This window comes from Nitratireductor indicus C115, assembly GCF_000300515.1.
In the GTDB taxonomy this organism is placed as follows: Bacteria; Pseudomonadota; Alphaproteobacteria; order Rhizobiales; family Rhizobiaceae; genus Nitratireductor; species Nitratireductor indicus.
On sequence record NZ_AMSI01000011.1, the window covers coordinates 80,953 to 92,804 of the forward strand.

The following is an 11,852-nucleotide window of genomic DNA, read 5'->3' on the forward strand; positions in this document are numbered from 1 at the left end:
CTACCGCCCGGCTGCAAAATGCTATGTAACCCGCGAAATACAGAAGTCGATCACGTCGAGAAGCGCGTCCTTCTGCGGCGACGGCTTGAGGGGCGCCAACGCATCGCGGGCAATTTCACCGAAATGACGCGCACGGCCGATCGTGTCACCGATGGCGCCGTTCTTGTTCATGATGCCGATGGCCTTTTCGAGCGCGGCATCGTCGCACTCGTTTTCCTCAATGGCACTCTTCCAGAAAGCACGTTCTTCGGCACTGCCGCGCCGGTAGCTCAGAATGACAGGAAGCGTCACCTTGCCCTCACGGAAGTCGTCGCCGACATTCTTGCCAAGATCGCTGCTCTTACCACCATAATCCAACGCATCGTCGACGAGCTGGAAGGCGAGCCCCAGATTGGTACCGTAGGAACGGAGCGCGGCACGGTCGCTGCGCGAGGCATCGGCAACCACCGGGCCAACCTCCGCCGCAGCGGAGAAAAGGGCTGCCGTCTTCGCCTTGATGACAGCCAGATAGTCATCTTCCGTGGTGTCCAGATTCTTGGCCACGCCAAGCTGCATGACCTCGCCTTCGGCAATGATACAGGCCGCACCGGACAGAATATCCAGAGCTTCGAGCAAACCCACGTCAACCATCATGCGAAAAGCCTGGCCAAGCAGGAAATCGCCGACGAGAACGCTCGCCTGGTTGCCCCAGATCATGCGCGCCGTCTTGCGGCCACGGCGCAGATCGCTTTCATCCACCACATCGTCGTGCAGAAGCGTGGCCGTGTGCATGAACTCGACACTAGTGGCGAGCTTCACATGCGCCTCGCCCGAATAGCCGAACATCTGGGCTGCAGCGAGCGTCACCATCGGGCGAAGGCGTTTGCCACCGGAATCGATAAGGTGCTTTGCAAGCTCGGGGATCAGTTCGACATCCGAGCCGGCCTTCGACAGAATCAGCTCATTGACCCGCGCCATTTCAGGCGCGGTCAGTTCCACAAGACGCGCAACCGACGCCTGCGCCCGCTTTCCATCAAGATTCAACACGACACCCACAGATGGACCTCCATTCGCGGCCAGAGTAAGCCGGCTTTCTTCACGAGCCTCTTTCAAGCCCGGCGACTTTAGTGCTGCCCGCCCCGCAGGGGCAAGCGGCGAATGCGCGCGCCCCACTCTTCCACACGAAGTCGTTTACAGCGCTCCGGCAAACTGTCAACGTCGCGCTTATGCTTGAGCTTATCCGCACCAACGACCCTGTGTTGATTTCCTTCGTCGAAAGCCTGCTGCGCGATGCAGAGATAGGCTTCTTCGTCGCCGACCAGAACATGAGCATTCTTGAGGGGTCGCTCGGCATTCTGCCGCGCCGGGTCATGGTGGATCGGGAGGAAGCTGAACGAGCGCGGCAGTTGCTGCGCGATGCTGGCATCGAGCATGAAACGCGGCCGGACAATGACAATGGCTAGGACATTGGAGGGGCCTGCGAGCGATGGGGCCGAGCCGCCGGGTCATCGTTTCAGCGTCGATTCCTTTCATCGCGATGCCTTCCGTCTTGTGCAGCCGTTGGGCCATGGACACCGATCGGGCATAGACGCGATGCTGCTTGCCGCAGCCCTTCCCGAAGGTTTTTCGGGATCATTGGCCGATCTCGGTGCGGGGGCGGGCGCGGCCGGCTTCGCAGCCGCCGCACGCCTGCCCGGCGTGCACGCCACCCTCGTGGAGATGCATCCGCTGATGGCCGATTGCGCCCGCCGCAGCATCGCCCTTCCCCACAATTCTTTTCTTGCGGATCGCCTTTCGGTGATCGAAGCCGATGTCGCCCTTCAGGGAAGTGCCCGCGAGGCGGCCGGACTGACCCGCGAGACCTTCGATGCGGTGATCATGAACCCGCCCTTCAACCATGCCGGCGACCGCGCCACACCCGATGCGTTGAAACGGACCGCCCATGTGATGAGCGAAGGGCTCTTCGAACAATGGATCCGCACTGCTGCCGCCATTGCCAGGCCGGGCGGGCTTCTGGCACTGATCGCCAGACCCGCCTCGCTTGGCCCCATCCTTGCTGCCATGGAGAGGCGTTTTGCGGGAGCGGAGATCGTTCCCGTGCATCCCGATGCGGACAAGCCGGCGATCCGCATCGTGATCAGGGCGCGCAAGGGCAGCAGGGCAGGCCTTGGGCTCTTGCCCCCCATGATACTGCACACCGCCAGCGGCGGCGTTTCGGAAAGGGCCGATGCGCTGGCAAACGGGCGTGCGAGCCTTTTTTCCGGCTGAAACAGCAGCGCCATTGCGCGGCCAACATCAATGCCTACATGATTAAAACCTGAAACCGTCCATTCCAGGAGCGCCGAGAGCTTGCGACGCCTTTTCAACCGACTGATCCCCAAGAGCCTGCGCGGCAACGCCGTGACCATTCCGGTGGTGCGCCTTTCGGGCGCCATCATGGCTTCCGGAAGTCCGATGCGCCCGGCATTGTCGCTGGCGACGACGGCGGGCGTGATAGAGAAGGCCTTCGCCTTTCCCGACGCACCGGCTGTTGCCTTTGCGATCAACTCTCCCGGCGGTTCGCCCGTGCAGTCGCGGCTGATCTTCAAGCGCATCCGCGACCTTGCTGCCGAGAAGAACAGGCGCGTCTTCATGTTTGTCGAGGATGTTGCGGCCTCGGGCGGCTACATGATCGCGCTTGCCGGCGATGAGATCATTGCCGACCCGTCCTCCATCGTGGGGTCCATCGGCGTGGTTTCTGCCGGCTTCGGCTTCCAGGAGATGATCAAGAAAATCGGCGTCGAGCGGCGTGTGCACACCGCAGGCAAGAACAAGGCGATTCTCGATCCGTTCCAGCCCGAGCGCAAGGAGGATGTGGAGCGGCTGAAAGCGTTGCAGCTCGACATTCACGACACCTTCATCGGCATGGTGAAGGAGCGGCGCGGCGCCAAACTCGCCGACGATCCCGAACTCTTCACCGGTGCCTTCTGGACCGGTGAGCGCGGGCTGTCGCTCGGCCTTGTCGATGGGCTCGGCGACATGCGCTCCGTTCTGAAGGACCGCTATGGACCCAAGACAAAACTCGCCCTCATCACACCGCAGCGCGGGCTCTTCGGCCGCAAACTCGGCATACTGGGCAGCATCGGCCACGGTGCCGGCGCCGGCGATCTGGGTGCGGCCCTTGCCGGCAATGCAGCTTCGGGCCTGATCGAGGCTGCCGAAGAACAGGCACTTTGGAGCCGTTACGGGCTTTGAACCGCGCAAGAGCACAGATAGAATGTACGGCATGATGGAGGCTTGGAAATGCCGCAACTGATCTTCTTCACGGTGGTGGGCGCCGTTGCCTATTGGGGCTACCGGAAATTTCTGCGCGAAGCCGAACGGGTGACAGCCAAGGTTCAGCGGACACGCAAGGAAGCCGCCAATGGCAGCATGGGAACGCTGGTTCTCGACCCCGAGACCGGCGAATACCGGCTTGCCAAGGACTGACACGAAAAGCCTGTCCCGATGAGCGCACCAGTCCGCATGACCGCGCCTGCCAAGGTGAATCTGGCGCTGCACGTGACCGGGCGGCGTCAGGACGGCTATCACCTGCTTGAAAGCTTGGTCGCCTTCACCGGCCATGGAGACCTGATCGAGATCGAGGATGCGCTGGAGGACGAAATCGTCGTTTCCGGCCATTATGCAGCGCAGGTTCCGCTTGGCGGCGACAATCTTGTCGCGCGTGCGCGCGATCTGCTTCGGGACAAGGCCGGCGGCGATGCCCGCGCCCCCGTGCGCCTTCACCTTGAAAAGAACCTTCCCATCGCCTCGGGCATCGGCGGCGGGTCGAGCGACGCGGCGGCGGCCCTGAGGCTGCTGGTTGACCATTGGGCGCTCGACATGCGCGAAGAGGAATTGCTGGCGCTTGGTCTCAGGCTTGGCGCGGACGTGCCCATGTGCCTTGCCGCGCGGCCTCTCGTGGCGCGCGGGATTGGCGAAGCGATCGAGGCGCTGCCGCATTTCCCGACCCTTCCCATGGTGCTCGTCAACCCGAACCTGCCCCTCATCACCGCCGACGTCTTTTCCGTTCTCGAGTGCCGCGACAACGCGCCCCTTCCCGAACTCGAACCGCTTCACGACGTGGAGACCGCCACCAGCTGGCTCTCCCTCGCCCGCAACGACCTTGAAGGTCCCGCACGCCAGCTCGTGCCGCAGATTTCCGACATTCTCGACGAACTTGCCGGAAACGGCGCGACGACCGCGCGCATGTCCGGGTCCGGTGCCACCTGTTTCGGCATCTTCTCTTCCCAGTCCGAGGCCGAGCGTGCGGGCGCGCATCTTCAGGAAGCGCGGCCCGAATGGTTCGTGATGACGACCCACACCCATGCCGCGGAGGCCAGCCATGGCGGATAAGGCCGAACGCCTCTTCATTCCCGTACGCTTCGCGGTCCTGACCGTTTCAGATACGCGTACTCTGGAGGATGACCGCTCCGGAAACACCCTTGCCGAACGCATAGAGGCCGCTGGGCATGTTCTCAGCGATCGCAAGATCGTGCCCGACGACGTGGAAGCCATCCGCATGGCGGTGACCTTGTGGTGTGCCGATGCCGCCATCGACGCGATCGTAACCACTGGCGGCACTGGCTTCACCGGACGAGACGTGACCCCGGAAGCCCTGGAACCGCTGTTCGACAAGCGCATGGACGGCTTCTCGCAGGTCTTTCACCGCATGTCCTACGACAAGATCGGCACCTCCACCATCCAGTCGCGGGCGACTGCGGGTCTGATCGATCAGACCTTCGTCTTCGCCCTGCCCGGCTCGCCGGGCGCCTGCCGCGACGCATGGGACGGCATACTGAAGGATCAGTTCGACTACCGGCACATGCCCTGCAACTTCGTCGAGATCATGCCGAGGCTGGCCGAGCATCTGAAGCGCGGCGCTTCGGAGCGCTGACGCTGCCGTCTGCCTCCAGTCTTCCGTCCCCACTCCATTCCCCTCTTCCCGTGGACCTTCCGTTGCGGTCGGGCTCCTCCCATCGCAGGTGCTCCGGCATGGGTAAGACCGTGGGCGGATTTCAGGCGACAGCCGCTCAACCATGATCGAGGATGGGAATGCGTCCAGCGAATTTTATGCGTTCACGCGAAAAGTTCTTGATTTGTTCTCATTCCTGAAATAGGAATAGATTCATCGAACGGCCCATCGCCACGGTGCTTCACGTTCATCCCGTATCGCCCGGCAGCCCTTCGAAAGCGCCTATTTTGGAGGCTTTCATGGAACAGATCGCTCGCGCAGACATTACAGCCTTTGAGGGCGGCGGTGCCGCCATGGCAAATACGATGATCGAACAGTCGGGCATCAGGGTCGACGCGGAGCGGCGTCGCGGACGGGCAGCGGGCATCAACCCTTCGGGGCGGTACGAGCCGGTCTCGCGACATGTCTTTGACGATGGCTGGGGGTCTATCGAAGAACTTCCGCCCTTCAAGACCGAAGTGCAGGTGGAGCGGCCGCGCACCATCATCACCCGGAACAGCTCGCCCGACATTTCCTTCGACCGGTCGATCAATCCCTATCGCGGCTGCGAGCATGGGTGCGTCTACTGCTTCGCTCGCCCCACCCATGCCTATATGGGGCTTTCGGCCGGCCTCGATTTCGAATCCAAGCTTTTTGCCAAGCCGGATGCCGCCCGCCTTCTGGAGCGGGAGCTCGCCAAGCCCGGTTATCAGCCGCGCACCATCGCAATCGGCACCAATACCGATCCTTATCAGCCCATCGAAAAGAAATTCCGCATCATGCGGGAGATTCTGGAAGTGCTGGAAAGGCACAAGCACCCTGTCGGCATCGTCACCAAGTCGGCTCTGGTCCTGCGCGACATGGACATTCTTTCGCGTATGGCAGAACAGGGGCTGGCCAAGGTGGCCCTGTCGATAACGACCCTCGACCGCAAGCTGGCGCGCACGATGGAGCCGCGCGCCGCAACACCTTCGCGGCGGCTTGAAACCGTGCGGGCGCTTTCCGAGGCGGGCATCCCCACTTCCGTCATGATGGGACCGGTCATTCCCGGCCTTACCGATTGCGAGATCGAACGCATTCTGGAATCGGCAGTCACAGCCGGCGCGCGCGAGGCGGGCTATATCATCCTGCGCCTTCCACTGGAGGTGAGCCCTATCTTCAAGGACTGGCTGCTGCGCTCCGCACCCGACCGTTACCGGCACGTCCTGTCGCTTATCCGCTCCATGCGCGGTGGCAAGGATTACGATGCCGAATGGGGAAAACGCATGAAGGGCACGGGGCCCTATGCCTGGCAGATCGGCCGCCGTTTCGAGATCGCTGCCAAGCGGCTTGGTCTCAATAAGGAACGGCTGAAATTGCGCTACGACCTCTTCCAGCCACCGCGTCCCGAGGGAGAGCAGCTGACGCTTCTTTGACGTAAGCCTTTACTCGTGTTTCCGGGCTGCTCCCTGCCGCGGCCCGGAGCGGCGTCCACGGTCTTGTTGCTCCTGCGTTTGCAGCATGGCGGAACCGTTGGACGTCCGCATCAATACTGAAAGACGGGACATTCCGAGCGTGGGCGAGATCGCGCAGGATACCCGGACATGGACACCTTTCCCGTCGGCCATATCCCCAGGCAGACGCGGACGCTTCCCGGCCCATCCGCCCCTTTGCCGGGAAGCTCTTGCGGAGAATCGGAAGCGATGCGAGCATCGCCGCACCATGGCTCGCTCGCGTTCCGATTCTCCCACTCTTTTCGACCTGCCGGTCCGCCCCGACTTCCAGATGGAGGCCGGCCTCATGCGAGACGGCCTTGCTCCTGTCGCAGGCCTCGACGAAGCCGGTCGCGGGCCCCTCGCCGGCCCGGTGGTTGCGGCTGCCGTCATCCTGAACCAGGACCGGCTGCCAGAGGGGCTCGACGATTCCAAGCGGCTCAACGCACAGGCGCGCGACAGGCTTTTCGATGTCATTCTGGAAACAGCCATATCCGTTTCCGTGGCTTCACTTTCAGCAACAAGCATCGATGCATCGGATATTCTGCGTGCGAGCCTTGAAGCCATGCGCCGTGCGACGCTCGGCCTGTGCACCGCGCCGCTCTTCGCACTGGCTGATGGGCGCGATGTGCCCCCCGGCCTGCCCTGTCAGGCCCGAGCCGTCATAAAGGGCGACCAGCGCAGCCAGTCCATCGCAGCCGCCTCGATCATCGCCAAGGTTACCCGCGACCGCATGATGGGCAGAGCTGCGGAGCTCGCGCCATATCATGGGTTCGAAGCGCATATGGGCTATGGCACCAAGCGGCATCGCACCGCCCTCACCGAGCATGGTGCGATAGTGCGTCTGCATCGGATGAGCTTTGCGCCTTTGCGTGTCGATGCGCCTGCCGACGCCGAAACGCAGGACGTTTAGCGCTTTTGGTTCCCGTCAAAGCATTTTGCAATCAGATATAATTATCTGGCGCCCGCACAAATGCGGGAAATTTGGAGATGGAGCGGAACAGCGTTTCCATGAAACCATGAACCGCTCCAGGCCGGCTCCTCCATCATCTGCAAAAACAAAAACGCCGCCGGAAACCGGCGGCGTTCTTAAACTTCAATCCCGAGAGCCGATCAGTTCAGCTTCGATTTCACTTCCTGCAAAGAAGTCTTGAAGAGATCGGCGCCGGCCTTGGCGTCGACCTTTTCCGACAGAACGCTGCGAGCCGCCTCGACCGCCAGATCGACTGCGCTTGCACGCACTTCGTTCACGGCTTCCTGCTCGGCCTGAGCGATCTTCTGCTCGGCCAGCGCGGTGCGACGGGTCACATATTCTTCGGTCTTCTGCTTGGCTTCCTGCAAGAGCAGATCAGCCTCGTGCTTGGCGGCGCTGACGATGTCCTGCGCCTCCTTCTCGGCTTCCTGACGCTTGCGCTGATATTCAGCCAGAAGCTGCTGAGCTTCCTCGCGCAGGCGGCGAGCCTCTTCAAGTTCGTTGCGGATGCGATCAGCACGGCCATCGAGGGCCTTGTTGATCATTCCCGGAACCTTGAAATAGAACAGTACCGCCAGGAAGAGGATGAGGGCGATGAAGGCCCAGAATGTTGCGTCCATCATGGCCCTCTCCTACTGCTTCACGGCCTTGACGGCAGCTGCCGCCGAAGCCTTGTCGAGACGACCACCCACCAGCTCCTGCACGATGGAGGCTGCGGTGTCTTCGGCGATCGTGCCGACATCGCGCATCGCGGCGTCCTTGATGGAAGCGATGCGCTTCTCGGCTTCGCCGAGCTTCGCCTCGAGTTCCTTCTCGACGCTCCGCCGTTCGGCATCCGCTTCCACCTTGGCGGCGTCGCGCGCTTCCTGGCCGATGACGTTGGCTTTCTTGCGGGCCTCGGCCAGCTCCTGCTCGTAAGCAGCAACCGCCTGATCCGCTTCCTCCTTCATGCGCGCCGCCTGGTCGAGATCCTGAGCGATGCGGTCACGCCGCACTTCCAGAATACCACCGATACGCGGCAGGACCACACGCTTCAGGAACAGGTAGAACAGCCCGAAGGTGATCGCCAGCCACAGAAGCTGCGAGGGGAAGGTGGACGAATCGAACGGAGGAAAGCCGGCCTTGTGGGCGCCTTCCGACGCCACCCCGGTTTCCGTATGGGTCGCTTCCGCGGCGTCCTGCGCCGAGGCTGCGAATGCCGATGCCACAAACATTGTCTACCTCTTGAAATACCAGCCGGCCGCTACGCAGGCGACCGGCCCCGCACGTCGTTAAACGCGCGATTATGTGAAGAGGAGAAGCAGAGCGATGAGCAGCGAGAAGATGCCGAGAGCTTCCGTCACGGCGAAGCCGAAGATCAGGCGGCCGAACTGGCCGTCTGCTGCCGACGGGTTGCGCAGAGCGCCCGACAGGTAGCTGCCGAAGATGTTGCCGAGGCCGAGAGCGGCACCAGCCATGCCGAGACAGGCGATACCGGCGCCAATTGCCTTTGCTGCTTCAACTTCCATTTTAAAACTCCTTGTGATCGCGGATTTGCGTGTTTTCTTCAGACTTGGCGGTAACCGCCGGTGAAACCTGTTTCCTGTGACCGGTCCTTCCAGCGTTCAGCGAGAAAGGACCCTACTCCCCTGTTCCAACCATCAATGGCCCGGATGGACAGCGTCGTTGAGATACATGCAGGTCAGAACGGCAAAGACGTATGCCTGCATGAAAGCCACGAGGAATTCGAGGCCAGTGATTGCCACCGTCATGATGAGCGGCAGTACCGCACCGGCAACGCCGACAGCGCCAAGAGCGCTCATCGATGTGACGAAACCGGCGAAGACTTTGAGCGTGATGTGACCAGCGAGCATGTTGGCGAAAAGACGAACCGACAGGCTGACCGGACGCGACAGGAAGGAAACGATCTCGATCAGCACGACGAGCGGAACGACGATGCCCGGCACGCCCTGCGGAACGAAAAGCTTCAGGAAGCCGAAGCCATGTTTCCAGAAGCCGTAAACGACCACGGTGCCGATCACCAGAAGCGCAAGCGCGAAGGTGACGATGATGTGGCTGGTCACGGTGAAGAAGTAGGGAAAGAGGCCAAGCAGGTTGGCCATCAGAACGAACATGAAGATGGAGAAGACGAACGGGAAGAACCGCATGCCATGCGACCCCGCCGAATCTCTCAACATCGACGCCACGAACTCGTAGCTCATCTCCGAAATGGACTGGAGACGGCCAGGCACGAGGCCGCGGCTGGAGGTGGTCAGAAAGAGAAACGCGCCGGCGGCGACCACGGTCGCAACCATGAAGGCGGACGCATTGGTAAAGGAGAAATCCAATCCGCCGATCTCGATCGGAATCCATTTGGAGATCTGGAATTGATGGATCGGATCGTTGGCCACCTGGACCCCCTCGCTTCTACCTCGGCGCCCGCGCGCCTGTCACTTTTCTCGCAGGTCCTTATCGCCTTTCGGCGATTGGGTCCCGAATTCAGCTATAAGCCCTGCAGATCGCAGGACATTTAGAACACCTGCCCCAAAACCAAGGAGCAGGAACACAATCAATCCCCAGGGGGACGTACCAGCGTAGCGATCTATAAACCAGCCCAGCGCAGCGCCGACCGCAACGCCGGCTACAAACTCGCTGGACAGCCTGAGCGCGTTTCCCACGCCCGCTACGCTGCCCTGTTCCTTCCCCTCGCCGCCATCTCGCTTCGCCGGTCGTCTGGCCGCGAGTGCCTTTTCGAGATCGCTGCGCCGGCGCTCCAAATCGTCCGGCCGATCTTCGTTAGCCACCGCAACCTCCATACCGGGTTTGCTGGTCAGCGGGTATCCGCTTGAAAGTCGCGCGCAACATAGTGAGCACCCTCGCGGCAGTCAAGCCGCTGATGTGCGCATGCACAATGGCTACAAAGCCAATAAATTCAGCATCTTAGCTAGATGCGACAATGCGCGCGTCAGGAGAATTCGCCACGACAGGGGGAATCGGCGGTGCGCAGTGATGATTTCGGGCAACAAAAGACGTCGTTTTTGCGGCTTTCGCTTCGAAATTCTCTTCACCGGGCCGGGCGATTCCGCCCGAGGCCGCCAGAGCGGTTCATCGTTTCAGGGAAACGCGTCTCCGCTCCACCTCATTGTTTTTCCGCATTTGTGCGGACGTCAGATGACTATATCTGGCTGCAAAATACTCCAAAGATGCGCCGCTTTCAGTTCCAGCCGCCGCCATAGGTGCGATAGAAAATGTGCTGGCCGATCTTCTTCACCCGTTCCATGGCGTTCGCCCAGCGCGGATGAACATAGGTCGCATGATAATGGGTGGCCGATCCCACTTCCGGAAGCCAGATCTTGCCTGCGGTGGTCGCCATGGCCACTTCCTGCGCCATCTTGAAATGCGCGGGACTTTGAACGCGGTCGCGAATGCCGTCGCACGCGAAGGAGAACTGGCAGCGGTTGCGCCATTTCTCGTTCTGATAGACCACACCGCAGATGGAGTTAGGATAAGTGGGGTTGCGCACCCGGTTCAAGATGACCTGAGCGACGGCAGCCTGTCCCTTCACCGGTTCGCCGCGCGCTTCGAAATAGACGCCTGCGGCAAGGCATTGCTGCTCCTTGGCAGAGAAGACACTGGCGGGAAGCGGCGTACTCGCCCAGGGATGATCGCCGCGCGATACCGGCGGAATGAAGCGGCCGTCATCGACCTTTTCCTCAAGCAGAATGCTGGCAAAGGGCGAAGCCTTGGCATAATCGGGCTCGGCTGGCGCGTAAGCCGTGGCCAGGATATCGGGACGGTCGTTGTTGACGAGTTCGGCGATCGCGGTCGGCAGGCGCGAATCGCGCTTCTTGTCCTTCTTCATGTAGAAGGAGGAGGCGATCTTCACCTCCTCTCCCTTGATCTGCGGTTTCACGAAGGCCATCAGAGGCTCATCCGCCGGTGGCACCTTCATCAGGAAACTGCTTTGCTCGAATATGGATCCCGCGTTGAAACGTTTGGGCGGCTGCATCGGGGCAACCTGAACGAGGCGGCCCTTCTTTTCCTTGCGGTTGATGCGGTCCTCATCCGGGGTCGTGCCGGTAAAGCCCTTCTTGCCGCGAAAAGCGACTTCGCCGATGCCGGGTGCCGACATGCCCGAGCCGGAGATACTGGCGGTCTTCAGGGATTGGTCGATAAAGGGCATCTCTGCCTTGTGAACGGAGCCGGCGACAGAGCGTTCGACAAACGCGGCCCAGCGCGCGCCTCCGCCTTCCTCGCCGGAGATCAGCCCCGCCATGTCCTGATGCGCGATGGCGCTCGGGAACCCGACCCACATGCCAAGCGCCACGATTGCCGGCGCGAGAAACGAACGATGTTCACCATCCGCCACGCGCGGCGTTTTTCCTGTCCGACGAAGCACCCACACTCTCCGCTACGCAACTCAACCCTTATTGGACGAACCATAATTGGTTAACCTTGATCGCTGGTTAACGCGGTT

The 11,852-nt window shown here is 61.6% G+C and carries 15 protein-coding genes; 8 read left to right on the plus strand and 7 right to left on the minus strand.

All coding sequences use genetic code 11. The annotated features are described in order from the left end of the window. Positions 1-21 precede the first annotated feature (21 nt). Positions 22-1,035 carry a polyprenyl synthetase family protein gene (locus tag NA8A_RS16045; RefSeq protein WP_009451392.1) on the minus strand — a complete coding sequence of 338 codons (1,014 nt, stop codon included), beginning with the start codon at positions 1,033-1,035 and terminating at the stop codon, positions 22-24. A gap of 170 nt (positions 1,036-1,205) precedes the next feature. Here NA8A_RS16045 and NA8A_RS16050 point away from each other — a divergent pair, with 170 nt between their 5' ends. From NA8A_RS16050 to NA8A_RS16085, 8 genes are all read left to right on the plus strand, one after another. After that, entirely contained in the window at positions 1,206-1,442 is a 237-nt protein-coding gene (locus NA8A_RS16050) for a putative signal transducing protein (RefSeq protein ID WP_009451393.1), read from the plus strand. 4 nt (positions 1,443-1,446) lie between these two features. Next, on the plus strand, positions 1,447-2,247 hold the full coding sequence (locus tag NA8A_RS16055) for a tRNA1(Val) (adenine(37)-N6)-methyltransferase (RefSeq protein ID WP_040672826.1): 801 nt from the start codon (positions 1,447-1,449) through the stop codon (positions 2,245-2,247). An 81-nt stretch (positions 2,248-2,328) separates the two neighbouring features. Beyond that, positions 2,329-3,213 carry a S49 family peptidase gene (locus tag NA8A_RS16060; RefSeq protein ID WP_009451395.1) on the plus strand — a complete coding sequence of 295 codons (885 nt, stop codon included), beginning with the start codon at positions 2,329-2,331 and terminating at the stop codon, positions 3,211-3,213. Positions 3,214-3,261: 48 nt separating this feature from the next. Continuing rightward, positions 3,262-3,447: an NfeD family protein gene (locus NA8A_RS16065; RefSeq protein WP_009451396.1), complete on the plus strand. Its 186-nt coding sequence runs from the start codon at positions 3,262-3,264 to the stop codon at positions 3,445-3,447. Positions 3,448-3,465: 18 nt separating this feature from the next. After that, entirely contained in the window at positions 3,466-4,353 is an 888-nt protein-coding gene (locus NA8A_RS16070; RefSeq protein ID WP_009451397.1) for a 4-(cytidine 5'-diphospho)-2-C-methyl-D-erythritol kinase, read from the plus strand. Further along, positions 4,343-4,894, plus strand: a complete 552-nt coding sequence (gene moaB, locus NA8A_RS16075; RefSeq protein WP_009451398.1) for a molybdenum cofactor biosynthesis protein B — start codon at positions 4,343-4,345, stop codon at positions 4,892-4,894. The genes NA8A_RS16070 and moaB overlap by 11 nt, the downstream gene beginning before the upstream one ends. Positions 4,895-5,211: 317 nt before the next feature. After that, positions 5,212-6,366: a PA0069 family radical SAM protein gene (locus tag NA8A_RS16080; protein WP_009451399.1), complete on the plus strand. Its 1,155-nt coding sequence runs from the start codon at positions 5,212-5,214 to the stop codon at positions 6,364-6,366. Between the two features lie 286 nt (positions 6,367-6,652). Further along, positions 6,653-7,336, plus strand: coding sequence for a ribonuclease HII (locus tag NA8A_RS16085; RefSeq protein WP_009451400.1), 684 nt, complete (start codon positions 6,653-6,655; stop codon positions 7,334-7,336). Between the two features lie 200 nt (positions 7,337-7,536). Here the strand turns inward: NA8A_RS16085 and NA8A_RS16090 are convergent, their stop codons facing one another. The 6 genes from NA8A_RS16090 to NA8A_RS16115 all read right to left on the minus strand — a co-directional run bounded on the left by NA8A_RS16090 (position 7,537) and on the right by NA8A_RS16115 (position 11,774). After that, complete coding sequence (locus tag NA8A_RS16090; RefSeq protein WP_009451402.1) at positions 7,537-8,016, minus strand: F0F1 ATP synthase subunit B; 480 nt, start codon at positions 8,014-8,016, stop codon at positions 7,537-7,539. A 12-nt stretch (positions 8,017-8,028) separates the two neighbouring features. Further along, positions 8,029-8,610: a F0F1 ATP synthase subunit B gene (locus NA8A_RS16095; RefSeq protein WP_009451404.1), complete on the minus strand. Its 582-nt coding sequence runs from the start codon at positions 8,608-8,610 to the stop codon at positions 8,029-8,031. Positions 8,611-8,679: 69 nt separating this feature from the next. Beyond that, positions 8,680-8,904: a F0F1 ATP synthase subunit C gene (locus NA8A_RS16100; protein ID WP_009451405.1), complete on the minus strand. Its 225-nt coding sequence runs from the start codon at positions 8,902-8,904 to the stop codon at positions 8,680-8,682. Positions 8,905-9,036: 132 nt separating this feature from the next. Beyond that, on the minus strand, positions 9,037-9,786 hold the full coding sequence (locus tag NA8A_RS16105; protein ID WP_009451407.1) for a F0F1 ATP synthase subunit A: 750 nt from the start codon (positions 9,784-9,786) through the stop codon (positions 9,037-9,039). Positions 9,787-9,825: 39 nt separating this feature from the next. Next, positions 9,826-10,191, minus strand: a complete 366-nt coding sequence (locus NA8A_RS16110) for an AtpZ/AtpI family protein (RefSeq protein ID WP_009451408.1) — start codon at positions 10,189-10,191, stop codon at positions 9,826-9,828. A 398-nt stretch (positions 10,192-10,589) separates the two neighbouring features. Next, the gene (locus NA8A_RS16115) at positions 10,590-11,774 is read right to left on the minus strand and encodes a cell wall hydrolase (protein WP_040672828.1); all 1,185 of its coding nucleotides are present in this window, start codon (positions 11,772-11,774) and stop codon (positions 10,590-10,592) included. Between the last annotated feature and the right edge of the window lie 78 nt (positions 11,775-11,852).